Consider the following 19569-nt stretch of genomic DNA (forward strand, 5'->3'; position numbering starts at 1 on the left):
TCTCTCCTTGCGTTGCCCGTTCACTCGACCAGGTTCTTCACCGGCCGGCCCGCGTCGAATGCCAGCAGGTTGTCGAAGGCGTCGCCGAAGTAGAGCTCGTAGCTGTCCTTCTCCACGTAGCCCAGGTGGGGCGTGGCGAGGAAGTTGGGCAGCGCGAGCAGCGGATGGCTGGTCACCGGCTCCTCGTCGAACACGTCCACCGCGGCACGGCCCGGGCGGCCTTCGCGCAGCGCGGCTTCCAGTGCACCTGCCTCGATCAGCGGCGCGCGGCTGGTGTTGACGAGCAGCGCCGTGGGCTTCATGCGGGCCAGATCCTCGGCGCTGACGATGCCGCGGGTGTCGTCGTTCAGGCGCAGGTGCAGGCTGAGCACGTCGCTGCGCTCGAACAGCTCGGCCTGGCTCGCTGCCACGTCGAGACCGGCTTCGGCGGCGCGGGCACGGGTGCCCTCGCGGCCCCACACCAGCACGTTCATTTCGAAGGCCTGGCCATAGCGGGCGATCAGCTTGCCGATCTTGCCGTAGCCGAAGATGCCCAGGGTACGGCCCTTGAGCCCGGTGCCCAGGGTGCGCTGCCAGCGGCCGGCCTTGAGGTTCTCGAACTCCTCGGGAATGTGGCGCATGGCGGCCAGCACCAGGCCCCAGGTGAGCTCGGCGGCAGCGTAGGGCGAGCCGGTGCCGGCCATCACCGTGACGCCGTGGCGCTTGCAGGCGGCCATGTCGACGTGGGCCGCGCCGCCGCCGGTCTGACTGATGGCCTTGAGCCGGGGCAGCCGGGCCAGCAGCGACTCGGTGATCGGTGTGCGCTCGCGGATCAGCACCAGGGCGTCGGCGTCCCGGAAGCGTTCCACCAGGGCGTCCTGGTCGGTCACGCTGTCGTCGTAGATGGTGACCTCATGCCCCTCGAGCTTGGCGAATGCATCCAGGTGGCGCACGCAGTCCTGGTAGTCGTCGGGAATCACGATCTTCATGGGGCAGGCTCCTTGCTGGCCAGGGGAGTAGAAGAGGTTCCTAATGTGCTGCGGTTGAGGCGATATTGCCAGGCCCACACGCCGCCGATCAGAGCGATGCCCAGCGCATCGGTAACCAGTTGGCCGCTGATCAGCATCAGTGCCGCCGCCAGCAGCAGGCCGCGCTCCAGCCACGAGCAGGGGCGCAGGAAGTAGCCGATGGTGGAGGCCGCCAGCGCCGTGATGCCGAGCACGCCGCTGCCCACGGCCAGGGCGATCTGCAGCCCGGTGCCGTCGCCCAGCAGCGGCGGGTGGTAGATGAACATGAAGGGGATCAGGAAGCCGCCCAGCGAGATCTTGGTCGCGGTGAGGGCGGTGCGGAACCAGTGCGAGCCGGCGATGGCGCCGCCGATGTAGGCGGCCAGCGCCACCGGCGGGGTGACCCCGGAGAGAATGGCGAAGTAGAGAATGAACAGGTGCGCCGAGAGGCTCGGCAGTCCGGCCTCGACGAAGGCCGCTGCCACCACCGAGGCGGCCAGCATGTAGGCGGCCACGGTGGGCAGGCCCATGCCGAGGATGATCGCCACCACCATGGCCAGCAGCAGGGTGATCAGCACGTCGCCGCCGCTGACGATGAGGATCACCGAGGAGACCTTGAGGCCAAGGCCGGTGAGGCTGATGACCGAGGCGATGATCGCCACGCTGCCGATGATCACCGCGATCATGGCAGCGGTCATGGCGCCGGCCTCCAGGGCGGCGGGCAGCGATTTCATGCGCTCGACGAAGGTGCCCGGGCTGCGCCAGGAGAACAGGTAGAGCGCCATGGCGGTGAAGTAGGCCGCCACGGCGGCGGTGGTCGGGGTGTAGCGCATCACCAGCAGGGTGATCAGCACGATCAGCGGGATCACCAGGGTCTCGATGTTGTAGAGGCCCTGGCGCAGGGTGGGCCGCTCGGACTTGGGGATCGGGTTGAGGCCCAGACGCTTGGCCTCGAAGTGCACGCTCATCCATATGGCGAGATAGAACAGCAATGCCGGGATCAGCGCGGCGCTGATGATGTTGAGATAGCTGGTCGAGATGACGTCGGCCATGACGAAGGCGGCGGCGCCCATGATCGGCGGCAGGATCTGCCCGCCGGTGGAGGCCGAGGCCTCGGTGGCGGCGGCGAAGCGCGGGCTGTAGCCGTTCTTCTTCATCAGCGGGATGGTGAACACCCCGGTGGTGGCGACGTTGGCGGCGGTGCTGCCGCTGATGCTGCCGAACATGGCGCTGCACAGGGTGGCGGCCTTGGCCGGCCCCCCCGACATGCGCCCGGTGGCGGCGTTGGAGAGGCGCATGAAGCTGTCGCCGCCGCCGGTGGTGACCAGCAGGGCGCCGAACATGATGAAGATGACGATCACCGTGGAGGAGGTGCGCATCAAACTACCGTAGACCCCGGTCGGGCTCATGTAGAAGGTGGCCACCAGGTCATCCCAGCGATAGCCGCCGTGCCCCCACACCCCGGGCAGATGGTTGCCGAAGGCGGCGTAGGCGAGGGCGATCAGCACCAGAATGGGAAAGGCCAGGCCGATGGCGCGGCGGCACGCCTCCAGTAGCAGCAGGATGGCCGCCACGCCGAAGAAGAGGTCCAGGGTGGTGGGCATCAGATAGCCCAACTGATAGATGATGCGGTCGAAGTGCATCACGTAGTAGGCGCTGACCGCCACGCCCAGGGCGATCGGCACGATGTCGTACCAAGGCACGCGCTTGGCATCGCGCCCCCGGCAGCTGTAGGCCAGGAAGATCAACGGCAGAGCGAATAGCAGGTGCACGGCGTTCTGCGTGTTCACCGGACCGGTAACGGCCGTGTAGAGGTGAAACAGCGCCATGGAGGCGGCAGCGAGGCGCGTCACCATGAACCAGAAGCCGGCGAGCTGACGCTTGCCCGAGTCCTCCGAGTATTTCTCAACGACTTTGGAATTGGCTGGGGTGTCCATCATTCGGATGACTCCCGCACCGCGGCATCGAGCCAGGGCGGTGCGTCAGGAAAAGGACGACGAGAACCCCCGCGGGCACCAGGCCCGCGGAGGCGCGTGGATCACTGCGCTTCGGGGGGAATGACCTCCTCGGGAATGTCGAGGCCCAGTTCCTGGTAGTAGCGCAGGGCGCCGGCATGCAGCGGGAAGGTGGCGTTGTCGATCACGGTCTGCGGCGTCACGCCTTCGGCCGGCTTGAAGGAGTTGGCCACCTGCTCGTGGTTCTCCCAGTAGGCCTTGGTGATCTCGTAGACGGTGTCGTCACTGAGATCGGCATTGGCCGCCACGCCCATATAGATGCCCAGCGAGGTCGCTTCCTGCATGTCGCGATAGGTGCCTTCGGGAATCACGGTGCCGGCCAGGAAGGGCAGCTCTTCCGTTACCTGTTCGACCTGCTCGTCGGTCAGTGACAGCAGTCGCAGCGTGCGCGACGAGTGGACTTCGGTGAAGGCTGGAATCGGCGGCACGCCGTTGTAGCTGAAGCCCACCAGGCGTCCGTCGATCACGCCTTCGGCGGCGTCGTCGATGCGCATGCGCTGGAAGTCGGGGGCTACCCCGAGGATGTCGAACACCAGCTCGGTGATGTATTCACCGCCGCCGCCGATGCTGCTGGGATTGAAGCGCTGGCCGTTGAGCCCTTCGAAGTCCTCGATGCCGGAGTCCTCGCGTACCGCCCAGTGCATGGTGGAAGGGGCGATCCAGTAGATCAGGCGGGCATCAGGATTGGGGGTGTCTTCGAAGCGGCCGGTGCCGTTGTACATCTCGTAGCCCACCAGGGCCTCGGTGAAGGCCAGGTCGAGCTCGCCGCGGGTCAGGCGGATGGCGTTCTCGCGGGTGCCGCCGGTCTCGCGCACGGTGATTTCGTAATCGCTGTTGGCGCTGATCACGCGAGCACCCTCGGAAATGCCGAAGAACCAGCCGGTACCGGTGGGGACGGCACCGATGTTAAGGGAAGTATTGGCCTGGGCGCTGGTGGCGCCGAGGCTTCCGATGGCCAGGAGTGAGGCAGGGATCAGCAGGCGTGCCTTGCGGGTAAACGAAGTCATTGTTATGTCCTCTCGGTGTTTGGCTTGTTGTTCTTGTTAGGAGTGCTCTTCTGTAGTCGTGTTGTTCTGCGGTCGTGACGCAGACGTCATGTCGCGGGCCAGAATATGTCCTGGCGACATTGAATTCATAATGCTTGGGCGACGGTGTGTATATTGACGAATCATTAACCTGCCTTCGTAGCAGGCGAAACCAAACGTTTGATCTGCATCGTGACGACCTGCTTGAGCAATCCCCCGGCTCGGTGATCAGCCCTTGTAATTTCGAGTTATCCGCTTGTTTTTTCAGACTCAAGTAGGAGCCAGGAAGAGGGAGGCTGGTGCCATTCATGGCAGGCAAGCTGGACTGGCCGTGGGTCTGATCAGACTGGTTTAAGTTTTGCTCAACTTTTGTCGAAGAAAGAGGCGCCGTGTGCCTGGCGAGGCTGCAGCAGGTGGTCGACGAGATGTCGGGCCACCACCGGCAGCGTCTCGTAGTGGCGCATCCCGATCACGATTTCTCGGCGCGCCCAGTCATCGGCCAGCGGAATCAGGCGCAGGCGCAGGTCGCGCAGGTCCTGATAGAGCGTGCGCTGGGGCAGCACGCCGATGCCCATGCCGTGGTGGATCATGCGGCAGATGGCATCGAAGCTGCGTACCTGGATACGCATGCGCAGGGTGCGACCGGCCTGGTTGGCCTGTTCGTGCAGCAGCGACTGCAGCGAGGTGTCCTGCTGCAGCCCGACGAAGTCGTACTCGGTGGCCTCGTGCAGGAACAGTCGCTCACGCTGAGAGAGCGGATGATCCTGGGGCGTCACCAGCACCAGTTGGTCGTGCCGGTAGGGACAAACCTCGAGGCCGTCGGCTGCCACGTGTCCGGCAAAGATACCCACATCGGCGATGCCGTCCTGCACGGCGCTGATCGCTTCGGCGCTGTTGCGCTCCTGCAGGTCGAGCTTGATCTGCGGGTATTCCCGCGAGAAGGCGCTCAGGTCCTGGGGTAGGAAGGCGATTATCGCCGAGGTATTGGAATGGATGCGCACATGGCCCCGCACCCCTTCACCGTATTCGCTGAGCTCCGCCTCGAGGCGGGCGACGTCTTCGAGGATGCGGCGCGCGTGGTGCAGGAAGGCCTGGCCGGCGGGGGTGAGCTCGACGCCGCGGGAACGGCGATAGAGCAGCTCGCTGCCGACCATGGCTTCGAGATCGCTGACCCGCTTGCTCACGGCGGCGAGCGCCATGTGCTCGCGCTGCGCGGCTGCCGTCAACTGCCCCTCATCGGCGATGGCGACGAACAGACGAAGGGTGACGAAATCGAAGCGGCGCATGAGTCAGGCTCCCGGTGCAGTATCGATCATCCTACCCCCGGTTTCGTGTTAAGCGAAACCAGAGTTACCCATTCTCTAATTGTAGGAGCGGTTGCACTGGCACATCCTCACTGGAATTCACAGGGTTCTGCCAGGAGGCACTTCATGCCCAGCCCCGCGTCTCGCCAGCTCCCACTGGCCGGTCTCAAGGTTCTCGAACTCGGTCAGCTGATCGCCGGCCCCTTCGCCACCAAACTGCTGGGCGAGTTCGGCGCCGACGTGATCAAGATCGAGCCGCCGGGCACGGGTGACCCCCTTCGCAAGTGGCGAATCATCGAGGACGGTACCTCGCTGTGGTGGCATGTTCAGAGCCGCACCAAGCGCTCCATGACGCTGGACCTGCGCAGCCAGGAGGGCCAGGACATGGTGCGCCGGTTGGCCACCGAAGCCGACGTGGTGGTGGAAAATTTCCGCCCCGGCACGCTCGAGGGCTGGGGGCTCGGCTACGAGGCGCTGGCCGAGCACAACCCCGGGCTGATCATGGTGCGCGTCTCCGGCTTCGGCCAGAGCGGCCCCTACCGCGACAAGCCCGGCTTCGGGGTGATCGGCGAGGCCATGGGCGGGCTGCGCTATCTCACCGGCCAGCCCGGTGAGCCCTCGGTTCGGGTCGGCGTGAGCATCGGCGATTCGCTGTCGGCGCTCTATGCGGTGATCGGCACCCTGCTGGCGCTGCAGGAGCGCGCCCGCAGCGGCCTCGGCCAGGAGATCGACGTAGCGCTGTACGAGTCCGTGTTCGCCATGATGGAGAGCCTGCTGCCCGAATACGACGCTATCGGCGAGATACGCGAGCCCAGCGGCAGCGCCTTGCCGGGCATCACGCCCTCCAACGCCTACCGTACCCGCCACGGCGACTTCGTCTTGATTGCCGGCAACGGCGACAGCATCTTCAAGCGCCTGATGGGCGTGATCGGCCGCCGCGACCTGGCCGAGGACCCCGGGCTGGCCCACAACGACGGTCGGGCGCGGCGCGCCGAGGAGATCGATGCCGCCATCGAGGCCTGGACCTGCCAGCGCGACCGCGACGCCATCCTGGCCGCCCTGGACGACGCCCGGGTGCCTTGTGGCTATCCCTATACCGCCGCCGATATCGCCAGCGACCCGCACTATCTGGCGCGGGAGATGCTTCAGACCATCACCCGGCCCAACGGCAAGCCGCTCAAGGTGCCCGGCGTGCTGCCGCGGCTCAGCGCCACCCCCGGGCGTCTGGGCAATGGCGGCCCGGCGCTGGGGCAGCACACCGAGGAGGTGCTCGACGAGCTGGGCATCGACAGCGAGACCCGCGCCAAACTGCGCGCTGCGGGCATCATCTGACCCCCGACCGAAACCGGACCCATCATGACCCAACTGCAGATCAATGAGGTGGCGCCAAGAGACGGCTTCCAGATCGAGGCCACCTTCGTGCCCACCGCGGACAAGATTCGTCTGATCGACGCGCTCTCCGCCACCGGGCTGGCGCGCATCGAGGCCACCTCCTTCGTCTCGCCCAAGGCGATCCCCAACCTGCGCGATGCGGCCGAGGTCGTGAGCGGCATCCAGCGCCGTGACGACGTGGGCATCACCGTACTGGTGCCCAACGTCAAAGGGCTGGAGCGGGCGCTGGAGTGCCGGGTGGATGAGGTCAACCTGGTGATGTCGGCGAGCGATTCCCATGGCCAGGCCAACCTGCGCATGACGCCGGAGCAGTCCCTCGAGCAGTTCGCCGCCATCGTCAAGGGGCTGCGTGGCGATTCCCGCGGCAGCAATGTCTTCGTCAACGCCTCGCTCTCGACCAGCTTCGGCTGCCCGTTCGAGGGCGAGGTGGCCGAGGCGCGTGTGCTCGAACTGGTGGAGCGCCAGCTGGCGCTGGGCGTGCAGGGGGTGACGCTGTGCGACACCACCGGCATGGCCAACCCGGCCCAGGTGGCGCGACTCTGCGAGGCGGCGCAGGCGCGCTTCCCCGACGTTCCCTTCACCCTGCACTTCCACAATACCCGCGGCATGGGGCTGGCCAATGCCCTGGCCGCCTGGCAGGCGGGCATCGTGCGCTTCGATGCCTCGCTGGGCGGGCTGGGGGGCTGCCCCTACGCCCCCGGTGCCACCGGCAATGTTTGTACCGAAGATCTGGTGCACATGTTCGAGCAGATGGGCGTCTCGACCGGCGTCGATCTGGACGCGCTGCTGGCGGCCTCCGCCATGCTGCCGGGGCTGGTGGGTCACGATACCCCCGGGCAGGTGGTGAAGGCCGGCAAGTCGGATCGGCGCTATTCGATGCCGGCCCGCTGACACCGGCGCAATGCCGGCCCGCTGATACCGGCGCCATGCCGGTCCGCCGAGGCTGACGCCCCAGACTCACCGTGACAGGAGACCAACAACAATGACGGCACCATCCACGCCCCTCAACCTGGCCCAGCAGCTGATCCGCGACCATCTCGTCGACGGCGAGATGACGCCGGGCAGCGAGATCGCTCTGCGCATCGATCAGGCTCTGCTGCAAGACGTGCTCGGCACCCTGGTGATGCTCGAGCTCGAAGCCATGGGGCTCGACCGGGTGAAGACCCAGCCCAGCGTGCAGTACATCGACCATGGCCTGGTCCAGGCCGACAACCTCAACGCCGAAACCTACCTATTTCTCAAGAGTGCCTGCGAGCGCTTCGGCGTGTGGTACTCCGGGCCGGGCAACGGCATCAGCCATCCGGTGCACATGGAGCACTTCGGCATTCCCGGCCAGTCCATCGTCGGCTGCGACAGCCACACCACCGCGGCCGGCTCGCTGGGCATGCTGGCCATCGGCGCCGGTGGCATCGAAGTCGCCATGGCCATGGCCGGGGAGCCGCTCTACCTGACCATGCCCGAGATCTGGGGCATTCGCTTGGAGGGCAGCCTGCCCGACTGGGTCTCGGCCAAGGATGCGGTTCTCGAACTGCTGCGGCGTCACGGCGTAGCTGGCGGCAAGAACACCATCATCGAATACTACGGTCCGGGCCTGGCGAACCTCTCCGCCATGGATCGCCACGTACTGGCCAACATGGGCACCGAGATGGGAGCCACCGCCACGGTTTTTCCCTGCGACGAGGAGACCCGGCGCTTCCTCGCGTCCCGCGGCCGCGAGGCGGACTGGAAGCCGCTGGCGGCCGAGTCCGGTTGCAGCTACGACCGTGAAGAGGTGCTCGACCTGTCGTCTCTCGAGCCGTTGATCGCGCTACCCTCCAGCCCCGACAAGGTGGTGCCGGTGCGCGAGGTGGTCGGTGAGCCGCTGCACCAGGCCTATATCGGCTCCTCGGGCAATCCCGGCTATCGCGACTTTGCGGTGGTGGCCGAGATGGTCCGCGGGCGCACCGTGGCCGATGGCGTCTCGCTGGATATCAATCCATCCTCGCGCCAGGTGCTGGCAACGCTGATCCGCGACGACTATCTCGCCGATCTGGTAGCCAGCGGGGCGCGATTGCACCAGACCGGCTGCAACGGCTGTATCGGCATGGGCCAGGCCCCGGCGGTGGGGCGCAACAGCCTGCGCACCGTGCCGCGCAACTTTCCGGGGCGCTCCGGCACCCGTGAGGACAGCGTGTTTTTGTGCAGCCCGGAGACCGCCACCGCCTCGGCGCTGGCCGGCACCATCGCCGACCCGCGCAGCCTCGACATGCCCTATCCGCGCATCGCCGAGCCCGCGCAGATGGTGGTCAACCGCGATGTGTTCGTGGCGCCGCTGCCGTTGGCCGAGGCGCGCCTCAAGCCGCTGCAGAAGACCGACAACACCCCGGCCCTGCCGGAGCTCGCCGCGCTGCCCGACACCCTCGAGGTGCCGGTGCTGCTGGTAACCGGCGACAACATTTCCACCGACGACATCATGCCGGCCGGGCAGCGGGTCATGCCCTACTGGAGCAGCGTCTACGCCTCGGCGCCGTTCACCTTCGAGGCGGTGGATGCCGACTACGCGCGCCGCGCCGAGAACACGCGCACGCTGGGCGGCCACGCCATCGTTGGGGGGCACAACTACGGCCAGGGCTCGAGCCGCGAGAACGCTGCCCTGGTACCCCGGTACCTCGGCCTGCAGGCGGTACTGGCCAAGAGCTTCGCGCGTATTCACTGGCAGAACCTGATCTGCTTCGGCGCGCTGCCGCTGAGCTTCATCGATGCACAGGATTACGACCGCCTCGAGCAGGGCGACAGCCTGGTGATTCACGATCTGCATGCCCAGCTTGCCGCCGGGGCCGAACTCACCGCCGAGGTGGTGGGCAAGGGCGCGTTTCGTCTGCACCATGGCCTGACTCCGCGTCAGCGTGAGCTGCTGGCCTGTGGCGGGGTCATCAACCATATTCGTCGTGCTAAAGGGGCCTCGGCGGGAGCGGCAGATGCATCGTGATCGTAAGGTTGGTATACCGAAGGGTCGCGTTGGCCGGGGCCATTGATGCTTGTGGCCGGCCGCATTGCGCTGTCGCCAATACATCGATCATGGCGTAACGCAAGGGAATAGGATGATGTAGAATAATCGATTATTCCCTGTTGACAGATTTTTACCGCTTGGCTAGGCTGGACCTTGCATGAGAGTGGTATACCAGATGTCCTCTGGAAGCCAGCCGGATCGAGATGAGGTCGACCCCATGAGCGCCTTGAGCAGCGACTTCTCGAGCATAGGTTCCACACATGCCGATACCTCGGGTATCGGTTCGCTGGGCCAGCTCAAGCAGGAACTGATCAAGGACTACAACGAGGTCAACCATCGCATCTTCGGCATCGGCGTGGTGCGTCAGAAGGTGGACATCGCGGGCGACAGGATTCTCGTCATCGCCTTGCACAAACGGGTACCGGCGCTTGGTTACCTCAATGTGCTCAACAGCAACGTGAGCGAGCTGGCCGACCACTATCTCATCAAGGGATTCAAGCACGAGTTCAAGCAGCTTCTGGTGGCGAAGTATGGCTTCGAGGTCCTGTCCATCTTCAAGGACTACGACGCCGAAGCCGAGCTTTCCGCCACGGTGGTGGTACTGAAGAAGGATGTGCGCGACTACCTCTGACGCTCAGCGTCGGGCATGGTCCGCAACTCCGCAGGCAAGACTGACTGGTGATGTGAACTCGCCCTGAGAAGGCGAGTGCTCGAGACCGTCAGCGCAGTTTGAGGCATTACGCCTCTCGCTGTGCTGGCGGTCTTTTTTTATGGCTGATGCGAGGAGAACAACGATGGCCAAGGTAGCGGATATCGTCAATGCGATGAGCGTGATCACGGGCGGCAGGACGGTGTCGTCCATGGAGGAGGTGAAGAGCGGCAAGCACCCCTTCGTGATCATGAAATCGTCGGGAATCTACGGCAAGGAGGTGCTGGAGATCCCGGGGCTGATCTACGGCGACCCCAACAAGGAAGTGAAGAAGGTCGCCGTGTGCATGACCATGACGGAGCTGGTGATCGAGCTGGCCGGGGCCACCGGGGTGGATGCCGTGGTGGCGCATCACCCCATTGCCGATGCCGCCAGCTGCGGCGGGGTGACGCTGAAGAACTATCTCGATCTCTACGACGTGGCGGGGCTGGAGTGTCACGAGGCGTTTCACGGCCTGCACCCGGGCATCCCCTTCCTGCACGGGCACAAGGTGGAGAAGGGCAGCATCTCCTACGGTGGCGTTCACGGCAACATCATGTTCGTGGGGCGTGCGCTGCCGGGCGTAGCCACCCTGGGCGACATCCTCGACCGCCTGGACGGCTACATGGCGCTGGATCAGGATCGCGCGCTGCTGGCGGAGGAGCGGCTGGTGCGCGGTATCGACGAGATCCGCGAAACCAGCGTGGAGACCCGCGGCTTCATCCATCTGGGCGAGCGTGACAGTCCGGTCGAGCACATCCTGCACATCTTTCCGCACACCGGCTTCTCGCCGGAGAACCTGCGTCAGGCGGTGGCCGAGAACCCCGGCGTGGATACCGTGCTGGCCTCGATCAGCCGCGTCTATGCCGGCCACGCGCTGATCGAGACGGCCCGGGAGCTGGGCCTCAACTTCCTGGTCGGCAACTGCCACGTGATGGAGATCCTCGAGAACGGCCTGCCCCTGGCCTACGCCCTCGACGAGCTGCTCGAAGGCGTGGAAGTGGTGCTGTTCCGCGACCGGGTCACTTCGACGCCGGTGCGCCGGGTGGGCAACGAGGCGATGCAGGCCTACGCCCGGGAGATGTCGGCGAGTCACCTGCTGGGCAAGCATGCATTGAGCGAGACATGACGGCGCCACTTGCCGTTATGCTCTCCCCAAGCGCCCATTCAATAACAGTCATTCAATAACAATAGAGGCACTGTCATGAAAACCACCGTGACTACCCCTGAAGACTCCAGCCCGGACAAGAAGGAACTCGGGCTACCGGCCAACAAGCGGGCGTGGAAACGCATCGAAGTGGTCGGCATCGTGCTGCTGTGCATCTGCCTGTTGATGCTGCTGCTCTCGCCCACCAGCCTCTCGGGGCTGTTCAACGCCATTCTCAACTCCGTGCGACCGGTGGTGGTAGACGTCTTCCTCACCGGCGTGGTCGGCACGGCCATCATCGTCAGTGTGATCATCGGCCGACTGCTGGAGCGACTGGGCTTCACCGATGCTCTGGTGCGCATCTTCGTGCCCGCCATGAAGCTGCTGGGCGTCAACCCGGCGGTGATCATCCCGAGCGTCTACAACATCTTCGGCGACATCAACGCGGCGGGTAAGATCTCCGGCCCGATCCTCAAGAGGGCGGGGGCCACCAAGGACGAGCAGAAGCTGGCCGTGGCCACCATGGTGCAGTCGCAGCAGTCGTTCTCCACCTTCATGCTGGGGCTGATGGCGCTGACCTTTGCCGGGGTCAACGTCTTTGCCGTGGTGCTGCTGGCGGTGTTCCTGCCGCTGGTGATCGTGCCGCTGATCCTGTCGAAAACGCTCTATCGTGACGTCAAGCGGGTCGAGATCGGTCATCTGCCGACCTTCACGCCCGAGCGCGACTTCATGCCCACGCTGTTCAGCGCCGCGCGGGAAGGCGTGGAGCTGCTGCTGCTGATCCTGATTCCCGCCGTGGCGCTGGTCTTCGCGGTGATCGGTGTGCTCGACTACATCGGCGTCTGGGCGCCGATCGAGACGGGCCTGGGCAAGGTCATGCTGCTGTTCAACATCCATCCGGAAACCGGCGTGCTGTCGGTGCTGGTGAGCCCGACGCTGGCCATGGGCCAGTTGCAGAGCATCGCTGCCGATCTCGATCCCTCGCTGGTGGTAGGGTCGTTCGTGCTGGCTTCCTCTGGCCTGCCGCTCTCCGCCGTGTTCGGCCAGGTGCCGGTGGTATGGGCGGAGAGTTCCGACCTTTCCGAGCGTGAGGCCATGGGCGCTGCGGTGCTGGGCATCGTCATGCGCCTGGGTACCGCCTTCCTGATCGCTTTCTTCGTCACGCCGCTGGTGGTGTGATTCGCTCATACGGGTGCCACTGCCAGCATGGTGGTGGCACCGTTGTCTGCACATGTCAGCCTGATCGCGCAATGCGAATTTTTCCGAATCCTTCTTCGGTTTTTTGCGACTTTTAGGAAAAACATCTTTAGAGCGTTAAGGTTATTTGCGGGTTTTTCCGCGGAATCGACAATACAATCCTTGAAACGGACAAGTCCGATCGTCGCTTGTTGCATAGGGTTAAAGGGAGGACTGTCGCTCTGACTCATGAGCGGTGGTATTTCCATAAGCAACAATAACGATGGAGCTTCGACATGTCCTTCAAGATGACAAAAATGGCGGTCGCCGTCAGTGCGGCCATTCTCACGTTTTCAGCAGGAAATTCCCTGGCCGCGGAGCCCAGTCTGGGCGACGATCCCATCCGTATCGTGATGCCCTATGGCGCCGGCGGCAGCACCGACATCACGGCTCGCATCATTGCGGCCAACGCCGCCGAGCACTGCGGCAGTCGGATCGATGTGGTCAGCATGCCCGGGGCGGGAGGCATGGAAGGGCTGCAGTTCGTGGCCGATGCCAACCCCAACGGCCATACCATTCTCATGGCGGACTACTCCGCCACCATCACCCAGACACTCACCGAGGACACCCCCTGGGAGGTCGAGGACTGGGTGCCCATCGTGCACCTCACCGATTGGAAACCCACCGTCTACGCCAAGGCCGACCACGATATCCAGTCCATCGAGGATTGGATCGAGCTGGCCGAGGCCGAGCCCAATACCCTGGTATTCGGCCACGCGGATCCGCTCAGCCTGGTGCACCTGCCGCTGGTGCTGCTCGAGCAGGAAACCGGCATCCAGAACATACATCTACCGACCACCGGCGGCGGCGAGACCCGCACCATGATCCTGGGTGGCCATATCGACCTGGGGATGACGCTGCCGCCTTCCATCGTCTCCAACGTCAACGACGGTGAGGTCACCGCCATCGGGGTCTTTGCCGACGAGCGCTCGGACGTGCTGCCGGACGTGCCTACCTTCAAGGAGGCCGGTTACGACGTGTCGTTCGAGGCGCCGCTGCTGGTCTACACCTTCTCGTCGGTACCGGAGTCGATTCAGCAACAGCTCTCCGAGTGCATCATGACTGGGCTCGAAAGCGATACCGCTCAGGCCATGGGACGTCAGGCCTCGGCAGGGCTGGAGAATGTCCAGGGACTCGAGAGCGCCCAGGCCGTCTATCGCGACACCACCGAACGCGTCAGGGAAGTGCTCGCCGCCATCGGCGAAGGCTGAACCTCTCAGGTTGACGCTCCATGAGCGGGGCCGGCTCACCGGCCCCGTCGTGGCGTCGTGAACGTTCCAGCCTCGTGGGAGAGTGCGGATGTTGGATATCGTCATCGAAGCCAGTGCGCTGGCCTTCCATCCCTATGTCATGATGTACGTTTTCCTCGGGGTTCTGCTTGGCATTACCCTGGGGGCAATACCCGGCTTGTCGGGGGACATGGCCATTGCCCTGCTGTTGCCCTTCGTGTTCTTTCTCGAACCCGCGCTGGCCATGGGCCTGCTGGTAGGCATCTACAAGGGCGGACTGTTCGGCGGTTCCATCTCTGCCATCTCCTTTGGCGTGCCGGGCACGCCCGGGGCCGCGGCGACCAGCATCGACGGCTACCAGGCCAAGCTCCAGGGCAAACCGAGCAAGGCCTTGCACACCGCCCTCTACTCCTCGGTCATCGGCGATACCACCAGCGATCTGGTGCTGATCTTCATCGCCGTACCGCTGGCGGCGGTGGCGTTGACCTTCGGGCCTATCGAGTTTTTTGCCCTCTATGCCTTCTCGCTGATTCTGATCGCTGCCTTGAGCCAGGGCATGGTGGCCAAGGGCCTGGCGGTGGCCGCCATTGGCGTGCTGCTGGCGATGATCGGGCGTGATCCCATTACCGGGGCCTCTCGTCTCACCTTCGGCATGCCCGGTCTCTCCGGAGGGCTGAGTCTGATTCCGGTGCTGATCGGGATATTCGCGATTTCGGAGGTGGTGTTCCAGGGCGCCAAGCTGTGGCGGCGCAAGGTCGACAAGCTGATGGACGACGTGGCCGAGCAGGCCAGCCTGCTGCAGGGCTACGACATCAGCAAGGACAAGCTGACCTGGGCCGAGTTCAAGTCGACCCTCAAGGCCACCTACATCGGGGCCGCGGTGGGTACCTTCATCGGCGCGCTGCCGGGGGCAGGGCAGTCGCTGGCGGCTTTCATGAGCTACGGCCTGGCCCAGCGTTTTTCACGCCGCTCCGAGGAGTTCGGCAAGGGCTCGCTGGAGGGCATCGCCAGCGCCGAGTCCGGCAACAGCGCGACCTGCGGCTCCACCTTCATCCCGCTGTTCGCCTTCGGCATTCCCGGCAGTGCCACCGCGGCACTGTTCGGTGCGGCGTTCATCCTGATGGGCATGACGCCGGGGCCGAGCCTGCTCACCGACCACACGGCAATCATCTATGCGCTGTTCTTCACGCTGATCTTCGCCAACCTGGTGAACCTGCTGCTGGGCAAGATCCTGCTGCCCTATTACTCCCGGATCGCCATGATCCAGCCCGGCTTCATGATCCCGGCGGTCTTCATTCTGGCGATCGTCGGTACCTATGCCGCGAACAATTCGGTGATGGACGTGTGGGTGCTGCTGTTCGCCGGCTTGCTCGGTGTGACGCTGCGGCTGATGGGCTTCCCGCTGGCGCCGCTGGTGCTTGGCTTCATCATCGGGCCCGGGGCCGAACGGGCGCTGCGTCAATCGATGATCATGGGCGGAGGCGACTGGTGGGTGCTGGTCAAGAGCCCCATCGCCATCGGCTTCTACATCGCCGCCTTTGCGCTGATCATGCTATTCACCTTCGCCCTGAGGGCCAGGAAATGAACGAGGGCCGGGAAATGAACCGCACGATGGTGAAAGAGCTGCTTTCGGCAGCCCTGATGCTGACGTTGGGCATCGCTGGCTTGTTACATATCCAGTACGGTGCCTGGCGACCCGCACCGCTGGTGCCTTCCTACATCATGCCGCAGACGGCGTACTACTTCCTGCTCGCCGCCGGCGTCTGGGTGCTGGCCGCCCTGGGCTTGTTCGCCCTGAAGGGCCGGCTCAGCGCGCTGGAGCGGTCCGGCGCCGAGAGTCAGGATCTGGTCGGTGTCGGGGTCGCCGTGGCCTTGATGCTCGGTGGCGCCGTGGTCTACTTCTGGCTGGTGCTCAACGTGGGGCTGGTGGTTGCCACCGTGGCGTTCAATGGCGTGCTGGTGGCCATGCTGGCGCCCAACGCCACCTACAAGAGCCTGCTGATCGTCCCGCTGCTGGTGGGGGCGGCGGTATGGCTGCTGTTCGTCAGGATGATCGGCGTTACCCTACCGACGCCTCTGCTGTTCTGATTGGCTGCTTGCAGCTTACCAGGCAACCGAACCGTGGCCGGCCGGTATCCACCGGCCGGCCACGCCTGGTGCGGCTATCAGCGGTAGGTGTCCTGATACTGCTTGCGCAGCTCGTTCTTCTGCACCTTGCCCATGGTGTTGCGCGGCAGGGTATCGACGAAGAACACCCGCTTGGGCTGTTTGTATTTCGCCAGTCGTCCTTCGAGATGGTCGAGCACCTGGCGTTCCCCCAGCGTGACGCCCGGCTGCGGCACCACCACGGCGGTGACCCCCTCGCCGAAGTCCGGGTGGGGCAGGCCGATCACCGCCGATTCCACCACGCCTTCCAGCTCGTCGATCACCTGCTCGACCTCCTTGGGATAGACGTTGTAGCCGCCCGAGATCACCAGGTCCTTGTCGCGGCCGACGATGTGCACATAGCCCTGTTCGTCGGCCATGGCCAGGTCGCCGGTGATGAAGAATCCGTCCTCCAGCAGCTCCTCGCGGGTCTTCTCGGGCATGCGCCAGTAGCCGATGAAGACGTTGGGGCCGCGAATCTCGAGCATACCGATCTCGCCCTGGGGCACCGGCGCATGGGTCTCGCGGTCGGTGATGCGGTACTCCACCCCCGGCAGCGGCATGCCCACGGTGCCGGCGCGGCGCTCTCCGTCGTAGGGGTTGGAGATGTTCATGTTGGTCTCGGTCATGCCGTAACGTTCGAGGATGGCGTGTCCCGTCTTGGCCTCGAAAGCCTGGTGGGTTTCGGCGGTGAGCGGTGCCGAGCCGGAGACGAACAGGCGCATGTTGGCGGTCGCTTCGGGGGTGAGGCGCTCATCGGCTACCAGCCGGGTGTAGAAGGTGGGCACGCCCATCATGACGCTGCCGTGGGGCAGCTCCTCGAAGATCACGTCAGCATCGAACTTGGGCAGGAACAGCATGCTCGAGCCCGCCATCAGGGTCACGTTGCAGCCGACGAACAGGCCATGGGTGTGGAAGATGGGCAGGGCATGGATCAGCCGGTCCGCGGCGGTGAAGCGCCAGGCTTCCACCAGGGTGGCGGCGTTGGAGCCGAGGTTGCGGTGGGTCAGCATGGCGCCCTTGGAGCGGCCGGTGGTGCCCGAGGTGTAGAGGATGGCGGCGAGGTCGTCGTGCTCGCGCGGCTCGATGCCGGTGTACGCTTCGGCCCGCTCGGCCAGCGTCAGCAGGCTGCCGTCGGCATCGGTACCGAGGGTCTCCACCGCGGGGCAGCCGGTCTCGCTGACCACCGTGCGCGCCTCGGTGAGGGCGGCGGGGCGGCAGACGAACAGCGCCGGTTCGGCGTCGTCGAGGAAGTAGCGGATCTCATCGGCGGTATAGCCGGTGTTGAGCGGCAGATAAACGCCGCCCATGCGCAGGCAGGCGAGGTAGAGCAGGATCGCCTCTGGGCTCTTGTCGACCTGCACCGCAACGCGGTCGCCGGGGGCCACGCCCAGCGCTTTCAACGCACCGGCCAGGCGGGCGCTGGCGTCCAGAGCATCGCGGTAGGAGTAGCGCCGACCTTCACGGGTGGTGATGAAGTCGGCGTCGCTACGGTCGTGCATGCGGGCGGCGAAAGTTTCGAAGAGGTTGTGACTCATTTGGCAGGCTCTCCTTTGGCCATCTTTATGGCACGGCGATTGAGATCGCGAACTGCATTGGAACATACACCGTGGCGTTGGCGGTGTAGTTTTCGTGGTTGCGCTCGATGTCGTCGAGTACGTAGAGGTAGTTGACCATGAGCCCGGCGGCCTGCTTCAAGCCCTTGGGCGAGATGTCGCCGAGCCAGTTGATGCGCTACCGGCTAGTCGCTTGTCACGAGTCGCTTGTGACCAGCCCCTTGTAAGGGGGTGCAAAGGCGCTCGATTTTCGCCACCCTCACGCCTACAGTGAGCGGCAGGAAGACTGCTGGAGTTGCCATGTTTCCCCCGTTCACTCTGCGTTATGCCCGCCTGCCGGAACGCTTCTACGCCCACTTCGAGCCGGTGCCCGTGCGTGAGCCGCACCTGGTGGCCTTCAATCGGCCGCTGGCTGAGGCGCTGGGCTTCGACCTTGCCGCCTTCGATGCCGAAGAGGCGGCGGTGTGGTTCTCCGGCAATGTGGTGCCCCACGGCGCCGAGCCGCTGGCCCAGGCCTATGCCGGGCATCAGTTCGGCGGCTTCGTGCCGCAGTTGGGCGATGGCCGTGCGGTGCTGCTGGGCGAGGTGACCGACCGCGACGGCCGACTGCGCGACATCCAGCTCAAGGGGGCGGGGCGCACGCCGTTCTCCCGCGGCGGTGACGGCCGCTCACCCCTGGGGCCGGTGCTGCGCGAGTATCTGGTCAGCGAGGCGATGCACGCCATGGGCATCCCTTCTACCCGGGCGCTGGCCGCGGTGACCACCGGCGAGCGGGTCATGCGCGGTATTCCCGAGCCCGGGGCCATTCTCACCCGGGTCGCCGCCAGCCATATCCGCGTCGGCACCTTCCAATACTTTGCCGCCCGCGGCGATATCGACGGTGTACGTGAGCTGGCCGGGCACGTCATCGAGCGTCACTATCCGGCGCTTGAGTCACGCCAGGACGGCGAGCGCTATCTGGGCCTGCTGGAAGCGGTACAGGCGCGCCAGGCGGCGCTGATCGCCAAGTGGATGGGCGTGGGCTTCATCCATGGCGTGATGAACACCGACAACACCTCGATTTCCGGCGAGACCATCGACTTCGGCCCCTGCGCCTTCATGGAGCAGTACGATCCGAAGATGGTGTTCAGCTCCATCGACGAAGGCGGGCGCTACGCCTACTCCAACCAGCCGTGGATTGCCCAGTGGAATCTGGCGCGGCTGGCCGAGACCCTGCTGCCGCTGATTGATGACGACAGCGACCGCGCGGTGGAGCGGGCCACCGAGCTGTTGCAGCGCTTCCCGGAGCAGTACGAGCAGGAGTGGCTTGCGGTCATGCGCGCCAAGCTCGGCCTGGCCAGCGAGAAGCCCGGCGACAAGGCGCTGGTCGAGACACTGTTGGCGGCCATGCACCGTGGCCGCGCCGACTTCACCCTGACCTTCCGCCGGCTGGCGGATGTTGCCGAGAGCGCCGCGGCGGAAGCGTCGCTGGTCGAGCTGTTCGAACGCCCCGAGGAGATTGCCGGCTGGCTGGAGGAGTGGCGCGAGCGCCTTGCTCAGGAAGAGCCGGGCGAGAGCGAACGGGTGCAGCGCATGCGGTTGGCCAACCCGGCCTTCATCCCGCGCAACCACCGCGTGCAGCAGGCATTGACCGCGGCCATGGACGAAAACGACTACGGCCCCTTCGAGACCCTGCTCGATATCATCACCCACCCGTTCGACGACCAGCCCGGGCGCGAGGAGTACATGCGGCCGGCCGAGCCCACCGAGCGGGTGTTCCGCACCTTCTGCGGGACCTGAGGCGGTGCCTTACTCGCACTCTCGGCGACCTGTAATGACGGCCTGCAGCGTATGCGCCAGGGCCCCTGCCGCCGAGCC

At 65.3% G+C, this 19569-nt stretch carries 15 protein-coding genes and 1 pseudogene; 10 read left to right on the forward strand and 6 right to left on the reverse strand.

All coding sequences use genetic code 11. From position 1 onward, the window contains the following. Positions 1-20 precede the first annotated feature (20 nt). From HOP53_RS10340 to HOP53_RS10355, 4 genes are all read right to left on the reverse strand, one after another. On the reverse strand, positions 21-968 hold the full coding sequence (locus HOP53_RS10340; protein WP_234269958.1) for a D-2-hydroxyacid dehydrogenase family protein: 948 nt from the start codon (positions 966-968) through the stop codon (positions 21-23). Continuing rightward, positions 965-2926, reverse strand: coding sequence for a TRAP transporter permease (locus tag HOP53_RS10345; RefSeq protein ID WP_234269959.1), 1962 nt, complete (start codon positions 2924-2926; stop codon positions 965-967). Before HOP53_RS10345 ends, HOP53_RS10340 begins: the two co-directional genes overlap by 4 nt. 98 nt (positions 2927-3024) lie before the next feature. Continuing rightward, the gene (locus HOP53_RS10350; RefSeq protein ID WP_234269960.1) at positions 3025-4008 is read right to left on the reverse strand and encodes a TAXI family TRAP transporter solute-binding subunit; all 984 of its coding nucleotides are present in this window, start codon (positions 4006-4008) and stop codon (positions 3025-3027) included. 380 nt (positions 4009-4388) lie between these two features. Further along, the gene (locus HOP53_RS10355) at positions 4389-5312 is read right to left on the reverse strand and encodes a LysR substrate-binding domain-containing protein (protein ID WP_234269961.1); all 924 of its coding nucleotides are present in this window, start codon (positions 5310-5312) and stop codon (positions 4389-4391) included. A gap of 144 nt (positions 5313-5456) precedes the next feature. On the opposite strand from HOP53_RS10355, the gene HOP53_RS10360 reads away from it, so the two are divergent. The 9 genes from HOP53_RS10360 to HOP53_RS10400 all read left to right on the forward strand — a co-directional run bounded on the left by HOP53_RS10360 (position 5457) and on the right by HOP53_RS10400 (position 16099). Further along, positions 5457-6662, forward strand: coding sequence for a CaiB/BaiF CoA transferase family protein (locus HOP53_RS10360; protein WP_234269962.1), 1206 nt, complete (start codon positions 5457-5459; stop codon positions 6660-6662). Positions 6663-6686: 24 nt separating this feature from the next. Beyond that, the gene (locus HOP53_RS10365; protein ID WP_234269963.1) at positions 6687-7613 is read left to right on the forward strand and encodes a hydroxymethylglutaryl-CoA lyase; all 927 of its coding nucleotides are present in this window, start codon (positions 6687-6689) and stop codon (positions 7611-7613) included. A gap of 91 nt (positions 7614-7704) precedes the next feature. Further along, complete coding sequence (locus tag HOP53_RS10370; protein ID WP_234269964.1) at positions 7705-9690, forward strand: aconitate hydratase; 1986 nt, start codon at positions 7705-7707, stop codon at positions 9688-9690. A 178-nt stretch (positions 9691-9868) separates the two neighbouring features. Beyond that, complete coding sequence (locus HOP53_RS10375) at positions 9869-10342, forward strand: Na-translocating system protein MpsC family protein (protein WP_234269965.1); 474 nt, start codon at positions 9869-9871, stop codon at positions 10340-10342. Positions 10343-10505: 163 nt separating this feature from the next. Next, a complete protein-coding gene (locus HOP53_RS10380) occupies positions 10506-11528 on the forward strand; it encodes a Nif3-like dinuclear metal center hexameric protein (RefSeq protein WP_234269966.1) in 1023 nt (340 codons plus the stop codon). A 75-nt stretch (positions 11529-11603) separates the two neighbouring features. Next, the gene (locus HOP53_RS10385) at positions 11604-12725 is read left to right on the forward strand and encodes a hypothetical protein (RefSeq protein WP_234269967.1); all 1122 of its coding nucleotides are present in this window, start codon (positions 11604-11606) and stop codon (positions 12723-12725) included. Between the two features lie 293 nt (positions 12726-13018). Beyond that, positions 13019-13993: a Bug family tripartite tricarboxylate transporter substrate binding protein gene (locus HOP53_RS10390; protein ID WP_234269968.1), complete on the forward strand. Its 975-nt coding sequence runs from the start codon at positions 13019-13021 to the stop codon at positions 13991-13993. 88 nt (positions 13994-14081) lie between these two features. Then, complete coding sequence (locus tag HOP53_RS10395) at positions 14082-15596, forward strand: tripartite tricarboxylate transporter permease (protein ID WP_234269969.1); 1515 nt, start codon at positions 14082-14084, stop codon at positions 15594-15596. 14 nt (positions 15597-15610) lie between these two features. Next, entirely contained in the window at positions 15611-16099 is a 489-nt protein-coding gene (locus HOP53_RS10400; protein WP_234269970.1) for a tripartite tricarboxylate transporter TctB family protein, read from the forward strand. Between the two features lie 77 nt (positions 16100-16176). Here HOP53_RS10400 and HOP53_RS10405 read toward each other — a convergent pair whose 3' ends face one another. Beyond that, positions 16177-17694, reverse strand: a complete 1518-nt coding sequence (locus HOP53_RS10405) for a malonate--CoA ligase (RefSeq protein WP_234269971.1) — start codon at positions 17692-17694, stop codon at positions 16177-16179. After that, positions 17691-17890: pseudogene (locus tag HOP53_RS10410) on the reverse strand (malonyl-CoA decarboxylase domain-containing protein); the annotation flags it as partial. The gene HOP53_RS10405 and the pseudogene HOP53_RS10410, both read right to left, overlap by 4 nt. Positions 17891-18012: 122 nt before the next feature. Between HOP53_RS10410 and HOP53_RS10415 the strand changes: the two are divergent. Then, positions 18013-19491 carry a protein adenylyltransferase SelO gene (locus HOP53_RS10415; RefSeq protein ID WP_234269972.1) on the forward strand — a complete coding sequence of 493 codons (1479 nt, stop codon included), beginning with the start codon at positions 18013-18015 and terminating at the stop codon, positions 19489-19491. Positions 19492-19569: the final 78 nt, after the last annotated feature.

Origin of the sequence: Billgrantia ethanolica (assembly GCF_021404305.1) — a bacterium.
In the GTDB taxonomy this organism is placed as follows: Bacteria; Pseudomonadota; Gammaproteobacteria; order Pseudomonadales; family Halomonadaceae; genus Halomonas; species Halomonas ethanolica.

Bases quoted from the DNA above. Each gene is read 5' to 3' on its own strand.
- HOP53_RS10340 (WP_234269958.1), bottom strand. From the start codon at position 968: ATGAAGATCGTGATTCCCGACGACTACCAGGACTGCGTGCGCCACCTG.
- HOP53_RS10345 (WP_234269959.1), bottom strand. From the start codon at position 2,926: ATGATGGACACCCCAGCCAATTCCAAAGTCGTTGAGAAATACTCGGAG.
- HOP53_RS10350 (WP_234269960.1), bottom strand. From the start codon at position 4,008: ATGACTTCGTTTACCCGCAAGGCACGCCTGCTGATCCCTGCCTCACTC.
- HOP53_RS10355 (WP_234269961.1), bottom strand. From the start codon at position 5,312: ATGCGCCGCTTCGATTTCGTCACCCTTCGTCTGTTCGTCGCCATCGCC.
- HOP53_RS10360 (WP_234269962.1), top strand. From the start codon at position 5,457: ATGCCCAGCCCCGCGTCTCGCCAGCTCCCACTGGCCGGTCTCAAGGTT.
- HOP53_RS10365 (WP_234269963.1), top strand. From the start codon at position 6,687: ATGACCCAACTGCAGATCAATGAGGTGGCGCCAAGAGACGGCTTCCAG.
- HOP53_RS10370 (WP_234269964.1), top strand. From the start codon at position 7,705: ATGACGGCACCATCCACGCCCCTCAACCTGGCCCAGCAGCTGATCCGC.
- HOP53_RS10375 (WP_234269965.1), top strand. From the start codon at position 9,869: ATGAGAGTGGTATACCAGATGTCCTCTGGAAGCCAGCCGGATCGAGAT.
- HOP53_RS10380 (WP_234269966.1), top strand. From the start codon at position 10,506: ATGGCCAAGGTAGCGGATATCGTCAATGCGATGAGCGTGATCACGGGC.
- HOP53_RS10385 (WP_234269967.1), top strand. From the start codon at position 11,604: ATGAAAACCACCGTGACTACCCCTGAAGACTCCAGCCCGGACAAGAAG.
- HOP53_RS10390 (WP_234269968.1), top strand. From the start codon at position 13,019: ATGTCCTTCAAGATGACAAAAATGGCGGTCGCCGTCAGTGCGGCCATT.
- HOP53_RS10395 (WP_234269969.1), top strand. From the start codon at position 14,082: ATGTTGGATATCGTCATCGAAGCCAGTGCGCTGGCCTTCCATCCCTAT.
- HOP53_RS10400 (WP_234269970.1), top strand. From the start codon at position 15,611: ATGAACCGCACGATGGTGAAAGAGCTGCTTTCGGCAGCCCTGATGCTG.
- HOP53_RS10405 (WP_234269971.1), bottom strand. From the start codon at position 17,694: ATGAGTCACAACCTCTTCGAAACTTTCGCCGCCCGCATGCACGACCGT.
- HOP53_RS10415 (WP_234269972.1), top strand. From the start codon at position 18,013: ATGTTTCCCCCGTTCACTCTGCGTTATGCCCGCCTGCCGGAACGCTTC.